This is a genomic window from Halopseudomonas pertucinogena (assembly GCF_014646575.1).
Taxonomy (GTDB): Bacteria; Pseudomonadota; Gammaproteobacteria; order Pseudomonadales; family Pseudomonadaceae; genus Halopseudomonas; species Halopseudomonas pertucinogena.
In genome coordinates this window covers 146,247-166,725 of sequence record NZ_BMNN01000001.1, presented here as the reverse complement: position 1 = coordinate 166,725, position 20,479 = coordinate 146,247, and the positions used below count along the sequence as shown (strand labels likewise).

Annotated in this window: 24 protein-coding genes and 1 pseudogene; 11 read left to right on the top strand and 14 right to left on the bottom strand. The window is 63.2% G+C overall.

The annotated features are described in order from the left end of the window. Nucleotides 1-11: 11 nt before the first annotated feature. The 4 genes from tadA to IEW63_RS00815 form a co-directional block, all read right to left on the bottom strand. The gene (gene tadA / locus IEW63_RS00830; RefSeq protein ID WP_229710241.1) at nt 12-464 is read right to left on the bottom strand and encodes a tRNA adenosine(34) deaminase TadA; all 453 of its coding nucleotides are present in this window, start codon (nt 462-464) and stop codon (nt 12-14) included. A gap of 162 nt (nt 465-626) precedes the next feature. Beyond that, on the bottom strand, nt 627-2,534 hold the full coding sequence (cysN, locus tag IEW63_RS00825; RefSeq protein WP_188634715.1) for a sulfate adenylyltransferase subunit CysN: 1,908 nt from the start codon (nt 2,532-2,534) through the stop codon (nt 627-629). 25 nt (nt 2,535-2,559) lie between these two features. After that, the gene (gene cysD, locus IEW63_RS00820) at nt 2,560-3,465 is read right to left on the bottom strand and encodes a sulfate adenylyltransferase subunit CysD (protein WP_188634714.1); all 906 of its coding nucleotides are present in this window, start codon (nt 3,463-3,465) and stop codon (nt 2,560-2,562) included. Nucleotides 3,466-3,592: 127 nt separating this feature from the next. Further along, on the bottom strand, nt 3,593-4,351 hold the full coding sequence (locus IEW63_RS00815) for a Nif3-like dinuclear metal center hexameric protein (RefSeq protein WP_188634713.1): 759 nt from the start codon (nt 4,349-4,351) through the stop codon (nt 3,593-3,595). A gap of 138 nt (nt 4,352-4,489) precedes the next feature. Here IEW63_RS00815 and IEW63_RS00810 point away from each other — a divergent pair. Further along, nucleotides 4,490-5,643: pseudogene (locus IEW63_RS00810) on the top strand (S1C family serine protease). Between the two features lie 8 nt (nt 5,644-5,651). Here the strand turns inward: IEW63_RS00810 and hisC are convergent. The 10 genes from hisC to IEW63_RS00760 form a co-directional block, all read right to left on the bottom strand. Continuing rightward, nucleotides 5,652-6,713 carry a histidinol-phosphate transaminase gene (gene hisC, locus IEW63_RS00805; protein ID WP_188634712.1) on the bottom strand — a complete coding sequence of 354 codons (1,062 nt, stop codon included), beginning with the start codon at nt 6,711-6,713 and terminating at the stop codon, nt 5,652-5,654. A gap of 86 nt (nt 6,714-6,799) precedes the next feature. Beyond that, a complete protein-coding gene (hisD, locus tag IEW63_RS00800; RefSeq protein ID WP_188634711.1) occupies nt 6,800-8,113 on the bottom strand; it encodes a histidinol dehydrogenase in 1,314 nt (437 codons plus the stop codon). A 35-nt stretch (nt 8,114-8,148) separates the two neighbouring features. After that, on the bottom strand, nt 8,149-8,790 hold the full coding sequence (gene hisG / locus IEW63_RS00795; protein ID WP_188634710.1) for an ATP phosphoribosyltransferase: 642 nt from the start codon (nt 8,788-8,790) through the stop codon (nt 8,149-8,151). A gap of 10 nt (nt 8,791-8,800) precedes the next feature. After that, nucleotides 8,801-10,066: a UDP-N-acetylglucosamine 1-carboxyvinyltransferase gene (gene murA / locus IEW63_RS00790; protein WP_188634709.1), complete on the bottom strand. Its 1,266-nt coding sequence runs from the start codon at nt 10,064-10,066 to the stop codon at nt 8,801-8,803. A gap of 25 nt (nt 10,067-10,091) precedes the next feature. After that, complete coding sequence (locus IEW63_RS00785; RefSeq protein WP_188634708.1) at nt 10,092-10,331, bottom strand: BolA family protein; 240 nt, start codon at nt 10,329-10,331, stop codon at nt 10,092-10,094. Further along, entirely contained in the window at nt 10,318-10,668 is a 351-nt protein-coding gene (locus tag IEW63_RS00780; protein WP_188634707.1) for an STAS domain-containing protein, read from the bottom strand. The genes IEW63_RS00785 and IEW63_RS00780 overlap by 14 nt, the downstream gene beginning before the upstream one ends. Then, nucleotides 10,665-11,315, bottom strand: a complete 651-nt coding sequence (locus IEW63_RS00775) for an MlaC/ttg2D family ABC transporter substrate-binding protein (RefSeq protein ID WP_373288209.1) — start codon at nt 11,313-11,315, stop codon at nt 10,665-10,667. The genes IEW63_RS00780 and IEW63_RS00775 overlap by 4 nt, the downstream gene beginning before the upstream one ends. A gap of 9 nt (nt 11,316-11,324) precedes the next feature. Beyond that, nucleotides 11,325-11,789, bottom strand: a complete 465-nt coding sequence (mlaD, locus tag IEW63_RS00770) for an outer membrane lipid asymmetry maintenance protein MlaD (RefSeq protein ID WP_188634705.1) — start codon at nt 11,787-11,789, stop codon at nt 11,325-11,327. A gap of 17 nt (nt 11,790-11,806) precedes the next feature. Continuing rightward, nucleotides 11,807-12,589, bottom strand: a complete 783-nt coding sequence (gene mlaE, locus IEW63_RS00765; protein ID WP_188634704.1) for a lipid asymmetry maintenance ABC transporter permease subunit MlaE — start codon at nt 12,587-12,589, stop codon at nt 11,807-11,809. Then, a complete protein-coding gene (locus IEW63_RS00760) occupies nt 12,586-13,386 on the bottom strand; it encodes an ABC transporter ATP-binding protein (RefSeq protein ID WP_373288196.1) in 801 nt (266 codons plus the stop codon). Before IEW63_RS00760 ends, mlaE begins: the two co-directional genes overlap by 4 nt. A 199-nt stretch (nt 13,387-13,585) precedes the next feature. Here IEW63_RS00760 and IEW63_RS00755 point away from each other — a divergent pair, with 199 nt between their 5' ends. The 10 genes from IEW63_RS00755 (at nt 13,586) to IEW63_RS00710 (ending at nt 20,477) form a co-directional block, all read left to right on the top strand. Further along, nucleotides 13,586-14,557: a KpsF/GutQ family sugar-phosphate isomerase gene (locus tag IEW63_RS00755; protein WP_188634702.1), complete on the top strand. Its 972-nt coding sequence runs from the start codon at nt 13,586-13,588 to the stop codon at nt 14,555-14,557. After that, nucleotides 14,554-15,084, top strand: a complete 531-nt coding sequence (locus IEW63_RS00750; protein ID WP_188634701.1) for a KdsC family phosphatase — start codon at nt 14,554-14,556, stop codon at nt 15,082-15,084. Before IEW63_RS00755 ends, IEW63_RS00750 begins: the two co-directional genes overlap by 4 nt. Further along, on the top strand, nt 15,081-15,647 hold the full coding sequence (gene lptC, locus IEW63_RS00745; protein ID WP_188634700.1) for an LPS export ABC transporter periplasmic protein LptC: 567 nt from the start codon (nt 15,081-15,083) through the stop codon (nt 15,645-15,647). Before IEW63_RS00750 ends, lptC begins: the two co-directional genes overlap by 4 nt. Further along, a complete protein-coding gene (gene lptA / locus IEW63_RS00740; protein WP_188634699.1) occupies nt 15,634-16,170 on the top strand; it encodes a lipopolysaccharide transport periplasmic protein LptA in 537 nt (178 codons plus the stop codon). The genes lptC and lptA overlap by 14 nt, the downstream gene beginning before the upstream one ends. Further along, entirely contained in the window at nt 16,154-16,882 is a 729-nt protein-coding gene (gene lptB / locus IEW63_RS00735; protein ID WP_188634698.1) for an LPS export ABC transporter ATP-binding protein, read from the top strand. Before lptA ends, lptB begins: the two co-directional genes overlap by 17 nt. Before the next feature lie 85 nt (nt 16,883-16,967). Continuing rightward, the gene (locus IEW63_RS00730; RefSeq protein ID WP_188634697.1) at nt 16,968-18,467 is read left to right on the top strand and encodes an RNA polymerase factor sigma-54; all 1,500 of its coding nucleotides are present in this window, start codon (nt 16,968-16,970) and stop codon (nt 18,465-18,467) included. A 97-nt stretch (nt 18,468-18,564) separates the two neighbouring features. Then, nucleotides 18,565-18,873 carry a ribosome hibernation-promoting factor, HPF/YfiA family gene (hpf, locus tag IEW63_RS00725; RefSeq protein ID WP_188634696.1) on the top strand — a complete coding sequence of 103 codons (309 nt, stop codon included), beginning with the start codon at nt 18,565-18,567 and terminating at the stop codon, nt 18,871-18,873. A gap of 15 nt (nt 18,874-18,888) precedes the next feature. Beyond that, the gene (ptsN, locus tag IEW63_RS00720) at nt 18,889-19,344 is read left to right on the top strand and encodes a PTS IIA-like nitrogen regulatory protein PtsN (RefSeq protein ID WP_188634695.1); all 456 of its coding nucleotides are present in this window, start codon (nt 18,889-18,891) and stop codon (nt 19,342-19,344) included. Between the two features lie 3 nt (nt 19,345-19,347). Continuing rightward, nucleotides 19,348-20,202, top strand: coding sequence for an RNase adapter RapZ (gene rapZ, locus IEW63_RS00715; RefSeq protein ID WP_188634694.1), 855 nt, complete (start codon nt 19,348-19,350; stop codon nt 20,200-20,202). Beyond that, a complete protein-coding gene (locus IEW63_RS00710; RefSeq protein ID WP_188634693.1) occupies nt 20,199-20,477 on the top strand; it encodes an HPr family phosphocarrier protein in 279 nt (92 codons plus the stop codon). Before rapZ ends, IEW63_RS00710 begins: the two co-directional genes overlap by 4 nt. Nucleotides 20,478-20,479 lie beyond the last annotated feature (2 nt).

Below are 20,479 nucleotides of genomic sequence, written 5' to 3'. Positions count from 1 at the left end.
AGGGGGAGGTCCTATCTTCGAGCTCTGAAAAACTCCGTCAATATCTCCCCACACTCCTGCGCCAGCACCCCACCCTCCACCTGCACACGGTGGTTCAGCCAAGGCTGATCCAGCACCTGACTTCGACTGAGCACCGCCCCCGAGCGCGGTTCACTTGCGCCGTACACCAGCCGAGTGATGCGGCTGTGCACCAGCAAGCCGGCGCACATGGTGCAGGGCTCGAGGGTGACATAGAGGGTGGTTCCCGGCAGCCGGTAGTTGGCATCGGCAGCAGCGGCTTCACGCAACGCAACCATTTCGGCATGTGCACTGGGGTCGTGGCTGGTGATGGGGCGGTTGAAGCCGCGGCCGATGATCTTGCCGTCGCGTACCAGTACAGCGCCCACGGGCACTTCGCCAAGCTCGGCGCCCTGGCGGGCAAGGGCGATGGCTTCGCGCATGTAGTCGATATCAGCGGGTTTCATCAGGAGTCTCCGGTGCCGCATCAGAACAGAGGCGGCACAGGATACACAATTTGGTGGAGTGACGCGGCGGGCATGTCTGCCTGGGAGGGCCGGGGTCCACCCCGGCCCGGCGGCGTTTCAGCTTGCCGGGCTGGTCGAGATGGAACTCGACCCAGGGAGAGATCAGATAACTGAACGCTCACGCAGCAGATCCAGCACCTTGTCGACGCAGGCAGCCAGATCCAGCTCGGCCGTATTCAACACCAGGTCAGCGTCGGTCGGTACCTCGTAGGGGTAGGACACACCGGGAATGGTGCCCTCTTCCCCTGCGGCGTACAGGCCGGACGGGTCGCGCTTCTGGCAGACTTCCAGCGGCGCATCCAGATACACCATCAGGCAGCGGTCGCCGAGGATATGCCGAGCGTTGGCGCGGCTCTCCTCGGTGGGGGCAACGAAGGCTGCCAGAGCGATCAGACCGGCGTGATTCATCTGGCGAGCTACGCGGGCGCCCTTGTGCAGGTTCTCCGCACGGCCGGCGGCATCGCGGCCAATGCCCTTGCTGAGATCTTGACGCAGCACCTTGCCGTCCAGCACGTAGCAGGCGCGGCCGCGGTCGAACAGGCGGCGCTCCACGGCGTAGGCCAGCGAGCTCTTGCCGGCGCCGGACAGACCGGTAAACAGCACGGTGACCGGCTCCTGCCCGAAACGCTCGGCGCGCTCGGCCGGCGTCACGTGGGCCAGCTCACCGGCCTGGGTGACGCCGCAGCTCTGTCCTTCAGCCCCTTCGGCCACGATCATGCCGGCGCCGACGGTGGCGTTGCTCAGGCGGTCGATGACGATGAAGGAACCGGTGGTGCGGTTGGCACGGTAGTCGTCGAAGGCGATGGGCTGCTCGATGGACAGCTCCACCCGGGCAATCTCGTTCAGCTCCAGCGCGGAGGCGCCTTCCTTCTCCAGGGTGTTGACGTCCTGGCGATAGACGATGCGGCTGAAGGAGCCGGGCGTATAACTGGTGGCGCGCTTGATGTCGTAGCGGCGTCCCGGCTGCATGGGCTGCTCGGACAACCACACCAGGTTGGCCTGGAACTGGTCGCCCAGACGCGGGCGGTTATCCACGTGGGTCAGCATGTCGCCACGGGAGATATCGATCTCGTCTTCCAGCGTCAGGGTCACGGCCTGGCCCTGACCGGCGACTTCCAGCTCTCCATCAAAGGTGACGATGGACTTCACCCGGCTGGTCTTGCCCGAGGGCAGTACCACCAGTTCGTCACCCTTGTTCACGGTGCCGGAGGCGATGGTGCCGGCAAAGCCGCGGAAGTTGAGGTTCGGCCGGGTGACCAGCTGCACCGGGAAGCGCAGATCCTCCAGATTGCGGTCGGCGGATATCTCGACGGTCTCGAGAATTTCCATCAGCGAGGGTCCCTTGTACCAGGGGCTGCGCTCGCTGCGGTTGACCACGTTGTCGCCCTTGAGGGCGGACATCGGCACGAAATGCACGCTGCTGTTGACCAGCGTATCCAGCCCCTTGGCAAATTCGCTGTAGTCGGCGCAGATGCGGTTGAACACCTCCTGGTCGAAGTCCAGCAGGTCCATCTTGTTCACTGCCACCACGATGTGCTTGATGCCCAGCAGTGAGGCGATGAAGCTGTGCCGGCGGGTCTGGCTCTGCACGCCGTAGCGGGCATCGATGAGGATGATCGCCAGATCACAGGTGGAGGCACCGGTGGCCATGTTGCGGGTGTACTGCTCGTGGCCGGGGGTATCGGCGATGATGAACTTGCGCTTGGCGGTGGAAAAGTAGCGGTAGGCCACATCGATGGTGATGCCCTGCTCGCGCTCGGCCTGCAGGCCGTCGACCAGCAGTGCCAGGTCCACTTCCTCGCCGGTGGTGCCGGACTTCTTCGAGTCGCGGGTGATGGCTTCCATGTGATCTTCGTAGATCATCTTGGAGTCGTGCAGCAGGCGCCCGATCAGGGTGCTCTTGCCGTCGTCGACGTTGCCGCAGGTGAGGAACCGCAGCAGCTCCTTGCGCTCGTGCTGTCCCAGATAGGCCAGAATGTCCTGGCTGATCAGATCAGATTGGTGACTCATTGCAAAAATTCTCCGGGCTGGGCGCTTAGAAGTAGCCTTGGCGTTTCTTTTCTTCCATCGATCCGGCCTGATCGTGATCGATCACGCGGCCCTGGCGCTCGGAAGTACGGGTCAGCAGCATCTCCTGGATGATCTCCGGCAGCGTGGCGGCAGTGGATTCCACCGCGCCGGTCAGCGGGTAGCAGCCCAGGGTGCGGAAGCGCACCATCTTCATTTCCGGGGTTTCGCCGGGGTTCAGCGGCATGCGCTCGTCGTCGACCATGATCAGCGAGCCATCACGGTTGACTACCGGGCGCTCGGTGGCGAAGTACAGCGGCACGATCGGGATGCTTTCCAGGTAGATGTACTGCCAGATGTCCAGCTCGGTCCAGTTGGACAGCGGGAACACACGAATGCTTTCGCCCTTGTGCACCTTGCCGTTGTAGATGTTCCACAGCTCGGGGCGCTGGTTCTTCGGGTCCCAGCGGTGATGCTTGTCACGGAAGGAATAGACGCGCTCCTTGGCGCGGGACTTTTCCTCGTCACGCCGGGCCCCACCGAAGGCCGCATCGAAGCCGTACTTGTCCAGCGCCTGCTTCAGGCCCTGGGTCTTCATCACGTCGGTATGCACGGCGCTCCCGTGGGTGAAGGGGCCGATGCCCTGCTCCACCCCTTCGGGGTTCATGTGCACCAGCAGGTCCAGATCCATCTCCTCGACCATGCGCTCGCGGAAGCTGTACATCTCGCGGAATTTCCAGCCGGTGTCCACGTGCAATACGGGGAATGGCAGGCGGCCGGGGTAGAAGGCCTTGCGAGCGAGGTGCAGCATGACCGCGGAATCCTTGCCGATGGAGTACAGCATCACCGGATTCTGGAACTCCGCGGCGACCTCACGGATGATATGGATGCTTTCAGCTTCCAGCTGTTTGAGATGGGTCAGTTTTTCCAGCATGGGGCACTCACGATGAACGAAGGACGTTTCCAGAGGCCCGCATTGTAGCAAGGCAGACGCCTTATAATAAATGGTCCATCAATACCTTTAGGTTATAAGCATATTCGGTGAGCACCGGAGCCTCCCTTCAGACCGGGTTATCGATATCGATGAACCGGTGTTCAAGGGAGAAATGCTCGGCCAGGTGTTCGCCCAGCGCCTGAACCCCGTAGCGCTCCGTTGCATGGTGGCCTGCGGCGTAGAAATGGATGCCGCATTCACGGGCAATATGGAAGGTCTGCTCGGACACCTCACCGGTGATGAAGGCATCCACCCCCAGCGCCACGGCCTTTTCGATATAACCCTGCGCACCACCGGTGCACCAGGCAAGACGCTTTACTGGCCGGTCATGGCCGGCAATGAACATCGGCTTGCGCCTGAGGCGGGTCTCCAGCTCCCGGGCCAGCTGCTCGCCGCTGAGCTCTTCTTCCAGCTCACCCTGCAGGCCGATGGAACGGGGGTTGTTCACTTCCAGCCCACCGGTCACGCGCCACCCCATCAGCTCGGCAAGCTGCACGTTATTGCCGTAACGGATGTGGGCATCCAGCGGCAGGTGGTAGGCAACCAGGTTGATGTCGTGCTCGAGCAGGGCGCGAATCCGGCGCTGCTTGAGCCCGGTGACGGGCGCAGCCTCGCCCCGCCAGAAATAGCCGTGGTGGACCAGCAGCATGTCCGCCTGGGCCTCGATGGCCGCCTCGATCATGGCCTGGCTGGCAGTGACGCCAGTGATGACGCGCCTGATGTCCCGGCGCCCTTCGACCTGCAGACCGTTGGGACAATAATCCTGAAATGCGGTGCTCTCAAGCAGGTTATTGCAATACGCTACCAGTTCGCCACACTCAATCATGAATTCCCTACCTTTTTGAAATAAAACACTTTTTCCGAAATGGGCGCCGCTTCGCAGTTGATCTTACACATATTCGCCGGAATGTCCTTATAATGACATTGCGCTGCTCCTCCGGCAGCCCGGATAAAGGTAATTCTATTGAAAGGTCTACTGCGCGATCTCGGCTGGCCGGCCGTCTGCGGTGTGCTTTTTGCCCTGCTCATACTGCAACAGTTTCCTCAGCTGGTCGGGCTGCCCGCCCCTGCTTCGAGCTACCCGTCAGCGCAGGCCATAGCCCCTTCCGGCGTCATCGGCGTGGTGTCCTACAGCGATGCGGTCAGCAAGGCTGCCCCTGCGGTTGCCAACATTTTCACCACCAAACAGATTGTCAACCTGGCAAATGGTTCAGGTCTCAACGGCCAGATTCTCGGAGATTACGGCAGCCCCCTGCCCGCCCCCTGCCCGCTCCCGGCCGGCGCCAGTCCAGCCTCGGCTCGGCTGTCATCCTGCGGGAAGATGGCTACCTGCTGACCAACAACCATGTGGTCGCCGGCGCCGATGGCATTCTGGTAGCGCTCCAGGACGGCCGCGAGGCCATGGCCGAGCTGATCGGTACCGACCCGGAGACCGACCTGGCCGTCCTCAAGATCGACCTGCCGGACCTGCCGGTGGCGACCATCAGCGAGGAGGAACAGCTGCGCACCGGTGATGTGGTCATGGCCATCGGCAACCCCTTTGGCCTCGGCCAGACAGTGACCAAGGGCATCATCAGCGCCACCGGACGCAGTCAGCTGGGCCTCAACACCTATGAGGACTTCATCCAGACCGACGCCGCCATCAACCAGGGCAACTCCGGCGGTGCGCTGATCAACGCCTACGGCCGGCTGATCGGCATCAACACGGCGATCTTTTCCCAGTCCGGCGGATCGCAGGGTATCGGCTTCGCCATTCCTGCCCCTCTGGCGCTCAACGTAATGGAGCAGATCATCGAGAAGGGCCGCGTCATTCGTGGCTGGCTGGGGGTCGAAGTCCAGCCGCTGACCGATGAGCTGGCCGAATCCTTCGGTCTGATCCAGGCCAGGGGGATCGTGGTATCCGGGCTCTATCGCAACGGCCCGGCCTGGAATGCCGGGCTGCGGCCGGGCGACGTGATCATGACCATCGACGGTGAGCCCGCCTCCAGCGGCCGCCAGGCCATGAACCTGGTGGCACGTACACGCCCCGGCCAGACGGTGGAGCTCGAAGTGTTGCGCGATGGTCAGCCGATGATCTTCGCCGCCGAGGTCAGCGTCAGGCCGACCTTCGGCTCCTGACCCTTCGCTCAGCCCTTGAGCAGTTCGCCCAGGGCTGTCAGCAACTGCCGGTTCTGCTCCGGCGTGCCGACCGTGATACGCAGATGCTGGTCGATGCGCGGTTGACGGAAGTGCCGCACGATCACGCGGCGCTCGCGCAGCCCGGCCGCCAGCTCCGCCGCATCGCGCTGCGGATGGCGGGCCATCACGAAGTTGGCGGCTGATGGCAGTACCTCGAACCCCAGCCCGGCCAGCGACTCGCTGAGCGCCCTGCGGCTGTCAATTACCCTGTTGCAGCACTCCTCGAACCAGGCCTGGTCCTCGAAGGCCGCCACCGCGCCGGCAATCGCCAGACGGTCCAGCGGATAGGAGTTGAAGCTGTTCTTGATGCGCTCGAGCGCCTCGATCAGGTCCGCATGACCTACCGCCAGCCCGACCCGCAGACCGGCCAGCGAGCGCGACTTGGACAGTGTCTGGGTCACCAGCAGATTGGGGTAGCGGTCCACCAGCGTAATGGCGGTCTCGCCGCCGAAATCGATATAGGCCTCGTCCACCACCACCACCGAATCCGGGTTGGCCTGAAGGATCTGCTCGATGCCATCCAGCGGCAGCAGGATGCCGGTCGGCGCGTTGGGGTTGGGGAAGATGATACCGCCGTTCTCGCCCCGGTAATCCTCGGGGCGGATGCGGAAGTCCTCGTCCAGCGGCAGCGGCTTCGCCTCAATGCCATACAGACCGCAGTACACCGGATAGAAGCTGTAACTGATATCCGGCATCAGCACCGGCTTGCCGTGCTGGAACAGGGCGTTGAACAGATGGGCCAGTACCTCGTCGGAGCCGTTGCCGACAAACACCTGGGCGGTGTTCACGCCGTAGCGGGCGGCAATAGCCTGCTTGAGATCATCGGCGTTGGGCGCGGGGTACAGCCGCAGGCTGTCATCCAGCTGGGCGCGAATGGCCTCGATCACCTTCGGCGAAGGGCCGTAGGGGTTCTCGTTGGTGTTCAGCTTGACCAGGTTGTCCAGCTTCGGCTGCTCGCCCGGCACGTAGGGCACCAGATCCTTTACAAAGGGGCTCCAGAAACGACTCACTGTAATGCTCCAGAAGAAGTAGGGGCTCAACAGCCGTGAGCCCGGTCATCGCGAGCCGCGCGGAGCGCGGCAGTCCAGGGGGCGGATCAGTCCGGCAGGATACGGTACTCGGCGCTGCGCGCATGGGCGGTGAGACTTTCCCCACGTGCCAGCACCGAGGCGACCTTGCCCAGCTCCGAGGCGCCCTGCGGCGAACAGTAGATCACCGAGGAGCGCTTCTGGAAGTCATACACGCCCAGCGGCGAGGAGAAGCGCGCGGTGCCGGAGGTCGGCAGCACGTGGTTCGGGCCGGCGCAGTAATCACCCAGCGCCTCCGGGGTGTGGCGCCCCATGAAGATGGCGCCGGCATGGCGGATCTTCGGCAGCAGCGCATCCGGGTCCGCTACCGACAACTCCAGGTGTTCGGGAGCGATGCGGTTGGATACCTCGCAGGCCTGTTCCAGGCTGTCCACCCTGATCAGGGCGCCGCGATTCTCCAGCGAGATACGCACCATGTCGCTGCGCTCCAGGCTGTCCAGCAGGCGATTCAGGCTGGCCTCAACCGCATCGAGAAAGGCGGCATCCGGTGACAGCAGGATGGACTGGGCATCTTCGTCGTGCTCGGCCTGGGAGAACAGGTCCATGGCGATCCAGTCCGGGTCGGTCTGACCGTCGCAGACCACCAGGATCTCCGACGGACCGGCGATCATGTCGATGCCCACCTTGCCGAATACCGCACGCTTGGCCGTTGCCACATAGATGTTGCCCGGACCGACGATCTTGTCCACCGGCGGCACGGTCTCGGTGCCATAGGCCAGCGCGGCTACCGCCTGGGCACCGCCGATGGTGAATACCCGGTCGACACCCGCCAGGCAGGCGGCAGCCAGCACCAGTTCGTTGATCTCGCCCCGCGGCGTCGGCACTACCATCACCACTTCGGGCACCCCGGCCACCTTGGCAGGGATCGCGTTCATCAGCACGGATGACGGGTAGGAGGCCTTGCCACCCGGCACGTAGAGGCCTACCCGGTCCAGCGGGGTCACCTGCTGGCCCAGCACCGTGCCGTCGGCCTCGGTATAGCGCCAGGATTCCTGCCGCTGGTGTTCGTGGTAGCTGCGCACCCGCTCTGCAGCCACTTCCAGCGCCTGGCGCTGCTCGGCAGTGATCCGCTCCAGCGCCTGTTCCAGCCGGGCGCGATCAAGCGTCAGCGCGGCCATGTCGGCTACGTCCAGCCCGTCGAAGCGGCCGGTGTATTCAACCACCGCGGCGTCGCCGCGCTCGCGCACGGCAGCGATGATTTCATCGACCCGCTCGTTCACCGCCCTGTCGGACACGCCTTCCCACGCCAGCAGGCCATCGAGATGATGGTTGAAATCGGCCTGGTTGGCGTCCAGACGGGTGATTTTCAACGGCGTGCTCATGGTGTGTTCCTCAATGGGGATGGTCGGAGGTGCAATCAGCCGGCCCGGCGCTCGACGGCGGCGGCCAGCAGTTCGATCAGGGACTGGATGCGGGCATGCTTCATCTTCATGGCCGCCTTGTTGACGATCAGCCGCGAACTGATGTCAGCGATCAGCTCCTGGGGTTCCAGGCCGTTGGCCCGCAGGGTATTGCCGGTGTCGACCACGTCGATGATCTTGTCAGCCAGACCCACCAGCGGCGCCAGCTCCATCGAGCCGTACAGCTTGATCACCTCGACCTGACGGCCCTGGGCAGCGTAGTAGCGTTTGGCGACGTTGACGAACTTGGTCGCCACCCGCAGCCGACCCTTCGGCTCGGGGGTGTTTACCGGACCGGCGGTCATCAGCTTGCAGTTGGCGATCTTCAGGTCCAGTGGTTCGTACAGGCCCTGGCTGCCGTACTCCATCAGCACGTCCTTGCCGGCCACGCCCAGATCGGCGGCGCCCTGCTCCACGTAGGTCGGCACGTCGGTGGCGCGGACGATCAGCAGCCGTACGTCCGGATCGGTCGTACCGAAGATCAGCTTGCGGCTCTTGTCCAGGTCCTCGACCGGCTCGATCCCCGCCAGCTTCAGCAGCGGCAGGGTGTCATCCAGGATGCGGCCCTTGGACAGGGCGATGGTCAGACTCTTGCTCATGGGCTCTCTCTCAGGCGGATACGCGACGGATACTGGCACCCAGCATCTGCAGCTTTTCCTCGATGCATTCGTAACCGCGGTCGATATGGTAGATGCGGTCCACCAGGGTATCGCCCTCGGCCCACAGCCCGGCGATCACCAGACTGGCGGAGGCGCGCAGGTCGGTAGCCATTACCGGTGCTCCCTTGAGCACCTCGACCCCGGTGACGATGGCAGTGTTGCCCTCGACCTGGATCTGCGCACCCATGCGGCGCATTTCCTGCACGTGCATGAATCGGTTCTCGAATACGGTCTCGATCACCGTGCCGGTGCCCTCGGCCACCGCGTTCATCGCCATGAACTGTGCCTGCATGTCGGTCGGGAAGGCCGGATAGGGGGCCGTTCTCAGGCTGACCGCCCGCGGACGGTTGCCCTTCATGTCCAGGCTGACCCAGTTCTTGCCGGTGTCGATCTGCGCGCCGGCTTCTTCCAGCTTCAGCAGCACGGCTTCCAGCGTGCCGGGGTCGGTATCCTTGAGCCGGACCCGGCCACGGGTGGCGGCTCCGGCCACCAGGAAGGTACCGGTCTCGATACGGTCGGGCATCACCGAATAACGGGCGCCGTGCAGGCGTTCGACGCCTTCAATGGTGATGGTATCGGTGCCGTGGCCGCGGATCTGCGCACCCATGGCGATCAGGCACTCGGCCAGATCGACCACCTCCGGCTCCCGCGCGGCATTGGAGATGACCGTCTGCCCCCTGGCCAGGGTGGCGGCCATGAGGATGTTCTCGGTGCCGGTCACACTGATGGTGTCGAACGAGTAGTGCGCGCCGCGCAGGCCGCCTTCAGGGGCACGGGCCTTGATATAACCGCCTTCCACGGTGATCGCGGCACCCATCGCTTCCAGACCGCGGATATGCAGATCCACCGGCCGCGAGCCGATGGCGCAGCCGCCGGGCAGCGCCACTTCGGCATAACCGAAGTGCGCGACCATCGGGCCCAGCACCAGGATCGAGGCGCGCATGGTCTTGACCAGCTCGTAGGGCGCCACCAGGGTGGTGATGCTGGTCGGATTGACCTCCACGTTGAGCTTGTCACCGACCACCGGCTGCACGCCCATCCGGCCGAACAGCTCGATCATGGTGGTGATGTCATGCAGGTGCGGCAGGTTGCAGATCGTTACCGCCTCATCGGCCAGCAGGGTGGCAGCGAGGATCGGCAGGGCGGAGTTTTTCGCCCCGGAGATGCGGATTTCACCATCCAGGCGATTACCGCCGGTGATCATCAGTTTGTCCATACGGATTCTCTTGTGCGGGACCGCTTCAGGAGCGGCTGTCCCAGGCTTCGCGGGTAAAGAATTTCATGGTGACCGCATGGATGCGACCATCTGCAATGGGCTCGTTGAGTACGGCGTAGATCTGTTGCTGACGCTTGACCGGCGACATCGCGGCCAGCTCGTCACTGATCAGCAGCAGCTGGAAGTTGCAGCCTTCGCCGTCCACTTCCACCTGCACGTCGGGCAACTGCTGCTCGATCAGATTCTTTACTTCATGGGGTTGCATTGAGTATCTCCCTGTCGCCGGCTTCATCGGCGGAAAGTGTTCCCAGCCAGTCATCGAGGCCACACACCTGGGCCATGCTGAGCAGTCCGGCGGGCAGTCCGGCCAGCTGGAGGGCAACCTGGTATTGCTGCGCGGTACGCGCCGCTGACAGCAGCAGGGACAGGCCCACGCTGTTGCTGCGCACTACCTCGCTGAAGTCCAGGGTCACCGCCTTGCCGCTGCGGGAGGCAATGGCCCGCTGCAGGTCAGTGCGCAGCGCCGCGGCGCCGGTGAAGTCCAGCGCGCCTCGCAGCGAAAGCCTTGACCCGTCAGGATGCAGTGTCGCTGTAGCGCTCACTCCTCGACCTCTTTTTCCACGGCCTCGCGGGACTCGGCCACCACGCTGCCCCAGTTGTCGATGACCGCATCCAGATCATTGCGGTGGGTCTGCATGGCCTGGGCGAACTGGTCGCGGAACAGCAGACCGATGTTGATGCCCTCGACGATCACGTTGCGCACCTTCCACTGGCCGTCGATGTTGGCCATGGTGTAGGTCACCGGATAGACGTTGCCGTTGTTGGCCCGGACTTCCATGTTGACGCTGGCGCGCTCGTCGGTCTGCTGCGAGCCCCTGGCCGGCGGCAGGACGTTGATGCTGCCGCTGTCGAACTCGAGCAGCGCATTGCCGTAGAACTCGACCATGCTGCGCTTGAAGGTTTCGATGAAGCGCTCCATCTGTTCCGGCGTGGCGCTGCGGCTGTAACGTACGGTCATCACGCTGCGGGCAATGCCTTGAAAGTCCACCACCGGCTCCATGATCTCGTTCAGGCCGTTGTAGAAGGCGTCGGTATCCTGCCTGTACAGCTCACGATTGGCATTGAGGTTCTCCATGACCCGCACGGAGGTGTCTTCAACCACCTGATGGGGCGTCCTGGCAGCGGCCTGGGTCAGCAGTGGAACGCTGATCAGCAGCGCCAGAAACCCTGTCATGAGTTTACGCATAATCTTCTCCTGTTAATCGTCTTTGCTGACGGTGTTGAGCAGAAAACGACCGATCAGTTCTTCAAGCACCAGCGCCGACTGGGTGTCATGGATCTCGTCCCCATCGCGCAGCACCATGTCGTCGCCGCCCACGGAAATGCCGATGTACTTCTCACCGAGCAGACCCGCCGTGACGATGGACGCCGTGCTGTCGGACGGCAGGGTGTTCACATCCGAGTTGATCGCCATTTCCACCAGCCCGGTATAGCGGTTCTTGTCAAAGGTGATGCTCTTCACCTGGCCTATGGTCACACCCGCCATGGTGACCTTGGAGCGCGAGGTCAGACCGGACACGTTGTCGAAGTGGGCATAGACCGTATAGGTGCTGCCGTTGGGGCTGAGCGTCAGGCCGCTGACCCGCAGCGCCAGTATCAGCAGGGCAAGCAAACCAGCCAGGATGAACAGGCCGACAGTCAGTTCCAGGTTACGGGTGCGCATGGCTAATTCCTTGGCGATCAAAACATCAGAGCAGTGAGGATGAAGTCCAGGCCGAGCACGGCCAGGGACGCATAGACAACAGTGCGGGTGGTGGCCCGGCTGATACCTTCGGAGGTCGGATCGCAATCATACCCCTGGAATACGGCGATCCAGGTGACCACCACGGCGAATACGACGGCCTTGATCAGGCCATTGAGCACGTCGGCGCCGAACTGTACCGAGTTCTCCATATTGCCCCAGTAGGAACCGCCGTAGACACCCAGCCAGTCGACCGCGACCATCGCGCCGCCCCAGATGCCTACCACGCAGAAGATCATCGCCAGCAACGGCATGGCGATGAAGCCGGCCCACAACCGCGGCGCAATGATGTACTTGAGCGGGTCCACGCCGATCATTTCCAGGCTGGACAGCTGCTCGGTGGCCTTCATCAGGCCGATCTCGGCAGTCAGCGCCGATCCGGCCCGGCCGGCGAACAGCAGCGCCGTCACCACCGGCCCCAGTTCACGCAGCAGGGTCAGGGCAACCATCTGCCCGACCGCCTGCTCGGAACCGTAGTCCTTGAGAATGTTATAGCCCTGCAACGCCAGCACCATGCCGATAAAGATGCCGGAGACGATGATGATCGCCAGCGACAGCACACCCACCGAATACAGCTGCTTGAGCAGCAGGCTGAAGCCGTTGCCATAGCGCGAGCGCCCGGCCAGCGCCTGGAACAGGAAAATGCCTGAGCGCCCAATGGCCTCGACCACGCCGAGCCCGCTCCGGCCCAGCCCTGCCACACGATCGAGAATACTGCTCACGGCTGGCGCTCCTTCTGCAACAGGTCATCCACATAATTGCCGGCCGGGAAATGGAACGGCACCGGACCATCCGGCTCGCCCTGCATGAACTGGCGGATGCGCGGGTTCTCCGAATTCATCAGCTCGTCCGGCCTGCCATGGCCCAGCACCTGGCCGTCGCCCAGCACATACAGGTAGTCGGCGATGCTGGCGGTTTCACTCAGGTCATGGGAGACCACGATGCTGGTCACGCCCAGGGCGTCGTTGAGCAGCCGTATCAGCCTGACCAGCACCCCCATGGAGATCGGATCCTGCCCCACGAACGGCTCGTCATACATCATCAGCTCGGGGTCCAGCGCGATGGCCCTGGCCAGCGCCACGCGACGCTTCATGCCGCCGGACAGCTCGTCGGGCATCAGATCGATGGCGCCGCGCAGACCCACCGCCTGCAGCTTCAGCAGCACGATGTCGCGGATCATGTCCTCCGGCAGGTGGGTATGCACCCGCAGTGGAAAGGCGACGTTCTCGAACACGTTCAGGTCGGTGAACAGTGCACCACTCTGGAACAGCATGCCCATGTGCTGGCGGGCATCGAACAGCTCCTCGCGGCCGAGTCGGGGGATGTCCTGGCCGTTGACCAGAATCCTGCCGCTGTCCGGCTTCAGCTGCGCGCCGATCAGCCGCAGCAGCGTCGTCTTGCCACAGCCGGACGGACCCATGATGCCGGTAATCTTGCCCCGGGGAATACGGATGTCTACATTGTTGAGGATGGTCCGCTCACCGCGGGTAAAGGTTACCTGCTGCAAGTCGACAATCAAATCCGCTGTTTCGAGCATGGTTATGGGTGGCCCTACCTGGTGACCGGCATCACGACGGAAAAAATGAACGGGCTAATATAACAGTTCTGCCAGGGCAGCCCAAGCAGCGCGGATTTCATTCAATGCCGGCATCTTGCTGATGAGTTGGCACGCGCATGGCGTTATACTTGCTCGCTTGACCGCTACAGAACCCAGGAACATGCCAGATTTCGATTACACCGCTTCTGCCCGGCGCACCATCGCCCTTGAACGTGACGCCGTCGACAGCCTGCTCACCCGGCTCGAAGGCCATTTCGATACCGCCTGCGCAACCCTGATCCAGTGCCCCGGCCGCATCGTGGTGACCGGCATGGGCAAGTCCGGGCATATCGGCAGAAAGATCGCGGCAACCCTGGCCAGCACCGGATCACCGGCCTTCTTCGTGCACCCCGGCGAAGCCAGCCACGGCGACATGGGCATGATCACCGCCCAGGACGTGGTGATCGCCCTGTCCAACTCCGGCAATACCGCGGAGGTGGTGACCCTGCTGCCGCTGATCAAGCGGCTCGGCATCCCGTTGATCAGCATTACCGGCAACCCGGACTCCACCCTTGCCCGGGCGGCGGTGGCCAATCTGCATACCGGCGTGGAGCAGGAGGCCTGCCCGCTGAACCTGGCGCCCACCTCCAGTACTACTACCGCCCTGGTAATGGGCGACGCCCTGGCCATTGCCCTACTGGAAGCCCGCGGCTTCAGCGCCGAGGACTTCGCCTTCTCCCATCCCGGCGGCAGCCTGGGCCGTCGCCTGCTCCTGCTGGTGGACGACATCATGCACAGCGGTGAACAGATGCCACTGGTATCACCGGAAACCCCGCTGCGCGACGCGCTGCTGGAGATGACCCGCAAGGGTCTGGGTCTGACCGGGGTGACCGACGGGCGCGGCGCGCTGGCCGGCATCTTCACCGACGGCGACCTGCGCCGTACCCTGGACCAGGAAATCGACATCCGCGAGGCCCGCATCGAACAGGTGATGACACCCCGCTGCAAGACCGTTCGCCGGGGCGTGCTGGCAGCCGAAGCCCTGAAGGTCATGGAAGACAGCAAGATCAGCGGGCTGTTCGTGGTCGACGAGTCGGGACTGCCGGTAGGCGCCCTGAACATGCATGACCTGCTGCGGGCGGGGGTGGTATGAACAACGATCAGACACTACTCGAGCGGGCCCGCCACATTCGCCTGGCAATCTTCGATGTGGATGGCGTGCTCACCGACGGCCGCCTCTATTTCATGCCCGATGGCACCGAGTTCAAGTCCTTCAACACCCTGGACGGCCACGGCATCAAGATGCTCATCGCCTCGGGCGTGGAGACTGCCATCATCAGCGGGCGCAGCTCGCCGCTGGTGGAACGTCGCGCCGCCAACCTCGGCATCCAGCACCTGATTCAGGGCCGCGAAGACAAGCTCACCGCACTGGCCGAACTGCGCGAGAAGGTGCCGGTGGAGCTGGCGCAGATCGCCTTCCTCGGTGACGATCTGCCGGACCTGCCGGTCATGCGCCGGGTCGGTCTGGGCATTGCCGTGGCAACCGCCGATGGCTTTGTCCGCCAGCACGCCCACGGCGTCACCCGCAACGCCGGTGGTGCCGGCGCCGCGCGGGAATTCTGTGAACTGATCATGCGCGCCCAGGGCACCCTGGACGCCGCCCAGGCGGCCTACCTGTGAGGATTCCACGCTACCTGATCACCGGGCTGGTACTGCTGCTGGCAGTGGTACTGGCGCTGGCGGTCGGTTACTGGAACATCCACCCCAGCGCCTTCGCGCCGCAGACCGTGCAGCCGCCGCTGCAACCGGACTTCTTCATGGACAACCCGCGGATACGCCAGCTCAACGAGCAAGGCCAGCCGGTGTATGACATGACCAGCGACCGCGCCACCCACCAGGTTGGCCGGGACGTCACCGAACTCGACGAGCCGCGCCTGCGGTACTACCGTGAGGGGGAACAGCAACCCTGGGATCTGCGTGCCCGTTACGGTGAGGTGAGCGCCGACGGCGAACTGGTCGAGCTGCGCCAGAACGTGATCATCGAGCAGCAGCTCGGCCAGACCACCCGCCGCCTCTCGACCCCCGAACTGAACGTGTATCCCAAACGCGACTATGCCGAAACCGAGAGCAGCGTCCGAATCGAAGCCGGCGGCGTCACCACCGCCACCGGCATGAAGGCTTATTTCAACGACGGCCGCGTCGAGCTGCTGTCCAATGTACGAGGCGAACATGAGGCGCATTAGAATTCTATGTCTTGCCCTGCTGACCAGCGTGGCCACACCGCTGGCTGCCCAGTCGGACGACGCCAGTCAGCCGATCCGCATCCAGGCCAACGCCGCCACGCTGGATGACAACAAGAACCTCGCGGTCTACACCGGCAACGTCATCATCACCCAGGGCAGCATGCGCCTGACCGGCTCCCGGGTGACCCTGACCCTGGACAACAACGGTGAAGCGCAGAAACTGGTGTCCACCGGCTCCCCGGCCACCTTCCGGCAGACGCCGCCGGACGGCAAGCGGGTGGACGCGCGGGCACTGACCATCGAATACCACGCCGATACCGAACGGGTCATCCTGATCCAGGACGCCTTTCTCGAGCAGGCCGGCAACACCTTTCAGGGGCAACGAGTGAACTACGACATCCAGCGCCAGATCGTCGATGCCGGTCGCGCCACCAGTGATGACGGCGATGCCGCCGAGCGCATCGAGATCGTGATCCAGCCCCGCAAGCGCACCGAGCCGGCGAACAATGACGACGAAACTTGAAGCACGCCACCTGGCAAAATCCTACAAGGCCCGCCGCGTCGTCGAGGACGTGTCGCTGTCGATCAACAGCGGCGAGGTGGTTGGCCTGCTGGGCCCCAACGGCGCCGGCAAGACCACCTGCTTCTACATGATCGTCGGCCTGGTGAAGGCGGATCGCGGCAGCATCCTGATCAATGACCGGGACGTGACGCGCCTGCCGATGCATGGCCGCGCCCGGGGCGGCATCGGCTATCTGCCACAGGAGGCATCGATCTTCCGCAAGCTCAGCGTGGCCGACAACATCATGGCCATCCTGCAGACCCGCAAGGACCTCAACCGCCAAGGCCGCGAGGGCAAGCTGGACTCGCTGCTGCGCGAGTTTCACATTCACCATCTGCGTGACAGTCTGGGCATGAGCCTGTCCGGCGGCGAGCGTCGCCGCGCCGAGATTGCCCGTGCGCTGGCCACCGACCCCAAGTTCATCCTGCTGGACGAACCCTTTGCCGGCGTCGACCCGATTTCGGTCAATGACATCAAGCAGATCATCCAGCATCTCAAGGACAAGGGCATCGGCGTGCTGATCACCGATCACAACGTGCGCGAGACGCTGGATATCTGCGACAAGGCCTACATTGTCAACGATGGACACATCATTGCCGAAGGCGATGCCGAGGAGGTGCTCGCCAACCAGACGGTGCGTGATGTATATCTGGGCCATGCCTTCCGCCTGTGAAAGCCCGCCGATTTAGGGCATGCTAAGGGGGAATTCTGTTTGTTCATCAATGGTTTGAGCAGCATATAAGGTAACCCGCACGCCAATGAAACCGACGCTCGTCCTCAAGATGGGGCAGCAGCTGACGATGACCCCGCAGCTGCAGCAGGCCATCCGGTTGCTCCAGCTTTCCAGCCTCGACCTCCAGCAGGAGGTGCAGGAAGCGCTGGAGGCCAATCCCATGCTGGAGATGGCAGACGACGGCGATGACGACTACACCCCCGATACGGCCGACAGCAACGGCGGCGATGATGATATCCAGGCCACCAGCCTGCCCGAGCCGGCCACGCTCGATGCCATCGACCAGTCTTCCTTGGCGGAAGAGGAAGGCAGCTGGAAGGAACAGATTCCCAGCGAGCTGTCGGTCGACACCAACTGGGAAGATATCTACCAGACCTCCGCCAGCTCGCTGCCCAGCAGCAACGATGACGAATGGGACTTCACCTCCCGTACCAGCACCGACGAAACCCTGCAGAGCCATCTGGAATGGCAGGTGAACCTGCTGCCGCTGTCGGAAGTGGACCACCAGATCGCCGTGGCGCTGATCGATGGCATCAATGCCGATGGTTACCTAGAGGAATCACTTGAGGATATCCAGAGCTCGCTTGATCCCGAACTGGGCGTGGAGCTGGACGAGATCGAGATGGTGCTGCACCGCATCCAGCAGCTCGAGCCGCTGGGCGTAGGTGCCCGCAACCTCAGCGAGTGCCTGCATCTGCAGCTGTGCCAGCTGCCGGAGGACACCCCCCTGCTCGAGGCAGCCAAGCGTGTGGTGCGAGACTATCTCGAACTGCTCGGCAGCCGGGACTTCACTCAGCTCATGCGCCGCACACGGCTCAAGGAAGACCAGCTGCGCCAGGTCATCGAGCTGATCCAGACACTGAATCCGCGTCCGGGTGGCGAGATCGCCTCGGGCGAGGCGGAATACGTGATTCCCGACGTCATCGTGCGCCGCGACCAGAACCGCTGGATTGTCGAGCTCAACCAGGAAGCGGCGCCGCGGGTGCGGGTCAACAGCCATTACGCCTCCATGGTCCGGCGCGCCGATACCAGTGATGACAACACCTACCTGCGCAACCATCTGCAGGAGGCACGCTGGTTCATCAAGAGCCTGCAGAGCCGCAACGAAACCCTGCTCAAGGTGGCAACACAAATCGTCGAGCACCAGCGCGGCTTTCTCGAGCATGGCGAGGAAGCGATGAAGCCCCTGGTGCTGGCCGAGATTGCCGAAGCGGTCGGCATGCACGAGTCGACCATCTCCCGGGTGACCACGCAGAAGTTCATGCATACGCCGCGGGGCATCTACGAACTCAAGTATTTCTTTTCCAGTCATGTCAGCGGTGACGGCGGCGAGGTCTCATCCACCGCGATCCGCGCGCTGATCAGGAAACTGGTCGCCGCGGAAAACCCCAGGAAACCATTGAGTGACAGCAAGATCGCTGGTTTACTTGAGGAGCAAGGCATACAGGTGGCACGACGTACCATAGCGAAGTACCGCGAGTCGCTGAACATCGCCTCCTCCAGCGAGCGGAAAAGGCTGGTCTGAAGCGACAGGGATCAAGGAAAGCGGATAAGGGAAGTGGCACCATTGGGGCCAGCGGGACAGAAGGCCCCGGTTTACAAAGCCAATCAGGAGAAGTGTTATGCAACTGAAGATTACTGGTCTCCAACTTGATGTAACCGATGCTCTGCGCGACTACGTAACCGAAAAGATGAGCCGCCTGGAGCGCCACTTCGACAAGATCATCAGCGCCCAGGTAACCCTTGAGGTGGACAAACTCCAGCAAAAGGCCGAAGGTACGCTGCACGTCGCCGGCACCGACCTGGTTGCCGAAGCGCAACACACCGATATGTATGCCGCCATCGACCAGCTGGTCGATCGCCTCGATCGCCAGTTGATCAAACACAAGGAAAAGACCATTGGCCGCCAACAGGGCGTCAATGACCGATAACTCAAGCAGCGAACCATGCAGATAAGTCAGATACTCTCCCCCGAACTCACCTTTGCGGCAGTAGAGGGAGGCTCGAAGAAACGTGTGCTGGAGCTGATCGGCAAGCTGATCGCCCAGCACACCCAGCTGGATGCCGATGCCATTTACGAAAGCCTGATCGCCCGGGAAAAACTCGGTTCGACAGGCTTCGGCAATGGCATCGCCATTCCCCATTGCCGTCTCGAGCAGTGCACCGAGCCCGTGGGTGCACTTCTGCAACTGGAAAGCCGTATCGACTTCGATTCACTGGATGGGGAGCCGGTCGACCTCATCTTCGTGCTGCTGGTGCCCCACGAGGCGACCGAGCAGCACCTGCTGATTCTCAAGACGCTGGCTGAAAGGCTCGATCGCGAGGAAGTGCGTGCCGAGCTGCGCCAGGCGTCCGATGCACAGACCCTGTACCGGGTCATGGTCGACGACAGCGGAGCCTGACGGATGCGTCTGGTCGTCGTCAGTGGCCGCTCCGGATCAGGCAAGAGTACCGCGCTGCATCTTCTGGAAGACAGCGGGTTCTTCTGCATCGACAACCTGCCGGCCGGCCTGTTGCCCGAGCTGGCCCGCCAGGCCAACAACACCGATCTGAGCCTGCCCAAGGTGGCCATCAGCATCGACGCGCGCAACCTGCCCAGTGATCTGGCGCGTTTTCCCGAGCTGCTTGCGCAGGTTCGCGACGCGGGTATTCACTGCGACGTGCTGTTTCTTGCCGCCACCGACGAGGTGCTGATCAAGCGCTTCTCGGAAACCCGGCGCAAGCACCCGCTCACCGACGGCAACATGTCGCTGGCCGAAGCCATTGCCGCCGAGCTGAAGCTGCTGGAGCCGATCATCGATCTGGCCAGTCTGAAGATCGATACCAGCCACCTGACCCTGTACCAGCTGCGCGACCAGCTCAAGCTGCGTCTGCTGAGCAACCAGGGCAGCGGTCCTTCGATCCTCATCCAGTCCTTCGGTTTCAAGCGCGGCGTGCCGGTGGATGCCGACCTGGTGTTTGACGTGCGCTGCCTGCCCAACCCCTACTGGAAGCCTGATCTGCGGCCGTTCTCCGGCAAGGACCGGCAGATCTGCGATTATCTGGACGCCCAGCCTGATGTACAGGAAATGTATCAGGACATCTACCAGTTCCTGCACAAGTGGCTGCCGCGTTACGCCGCAGGCGAGCGCAGTTACATGAGCATCGCCATCGGCTGTACCGGAGGCCATCACCGCTCGGTCTACATGACCGAGCGTCTGGTCCGGGAGCTGAGCAGCAGCTTCTCCAACCTCCTGATCCGCCACCGCGACCTGCCATGAGCCAGGTCACCAGACGCGTGCGCATCATCAACAAGCTCGGCCTGCACGCCCGGGCCGCGGCCAAGTTCGTCAATGTTGCCAAGCAGCACAACTGCAGTGTCAGGGTCGGTGGCAGCGAACAGAAGATGGTGGATGGCACCAACATCATGCAGGTGATGATGCTCGCCGCCAGCAAGGGCACCGAGCTGTCCATCACCTGTGAAGGAGAGCAGGCCGAACAGGCGATGGAGGAGCTGGTCAGCCTGATCGACAACTACTTCGAGGAAGGCGAGTAGCG

Excerpts from the sequence above, each read along its gene's own strand:
- tadA (WP_229710241.1), bottom strand. The coding sequence starts at position 464 with ATGAAACCCGCTGATATCGACTACATGCGCGAAGCCATCGCCCTTGCC.
- cysN (WP_188634715.1), bottom strand. The coding sequence starts at position 2,534 with ATGAGTCACCAATCTGATCTGATCAGCCAGGACATTCTGGCCTATCTG.
- cysD (WP_188634714.1), bottom strand. The coding sequence starts at position 3,465 with ATGCTGGAAAAACTGACCCATCTCAAACAGCTGGAAGCTGAAAGCATC.
- IEW63_RS00815 (WP_188634713.1), bottom strand. The coding sequence starts at position 4,351 with ATGATTGAGTGTGGCGAACTGGTAGCGTATTGCAATAACCTGCTTGAG.
- hisD (WP_188634711.1), bottom strand. The coding sequence starts at position 8,113 with ATGAGCACGCCGTTGAAAATCACCCGTCTGGACGCCAACCAGGCCGAT.
- hisG (WP_188634710.1), bottom strand. The coding sequence starts at position 8,790 with ATGAGCAAGAGTCTGACCATCGCCCTGTCCAAGGGCCGCATCCTGGAT.
- murA (WP_188634709.1), bottom strand. The coding sequence starts at position 10,066 with ATGGACAAACTGATGATCACCGGCGGTAATCGCCTGGATGGTGAAATC.
- IEW63_RS00785 (WP_188634708.1), bottom strand. The coding sequence starts at position 10,331 with ATGCAACCCCATGAAGTAAAGAATCTGATCGAGCAGCAGTTGCCCGAC.
- mlaD (WP_188634705.1), bottom strand. The coding sequence starts at position 11,789 with ATGCGCACCCGTAACCTGGAACTGACTGTCGGCCTGTTCATCCTGGCT.
- IEW63_RS00755 (WP_188634702.1), top strand. The coding sequence starts at position 13,586 with ATGCCAGATTTCGATTACACCGCTTCTGCCCGGCGCACCATCGCCCTT.
- IEW63_RS00750 (WP_188634701.1), top strand. The coding sequence starts at position 14,554 with ATGAACAACGATCAGACACTACTCGAGCGGGCCCGCCACATTCGCCTG.
- lptA (WP_188634699.1), top strand. The coding sequence starts at position 15,634 with ATGAGGCGCATTAGAATTCTATGTCTTGCCCTGCTGACCAGCGTGGCC.
- lptB (WP_188634698.1), top strand. The coding sequence starts at position 16,154 with ATGACGACGAAACTTGAAGCACGCCACCTGGCAAAATCCTACAAGGCC.
- IEW63_RS00730 (WP_188634697.1), top strand. The coding sequence starts at position 16,968 with ATGAAACCGACGCTCGTCCTCAAGATGGGGCAGCAGCTGACGATGACC.
- hpf (WP_188634696.1), top strand. The coding sequence starts at position 18,565 with ATGCAACTGAAGATTACTGGTCTCCAACTTGATGTAACCGATGCTCTG.
- ptsN (WP_188634695.1), top strand. The coding sequence starts at position 18,889 with ATGCAGATAAGTCAGATACTCTCCCCCGAACTCACCTTTGCGGCAGTA.
- rapZ (WP_188634694.1), top strand. The coding sequence starts at position 19,348 with ATGCGTCTGGTCGTCGTCAGTGGCCGCTCCGGATCAGGCAAGAGTACC.
- IEW63_RS00710 (WP_188634693.1), top strand. The coding sequence starts at position 20,199 with ATGAGCCAGGTCACCAGACGCGTGCGCATCATCAACAAGCTCGGCCTG.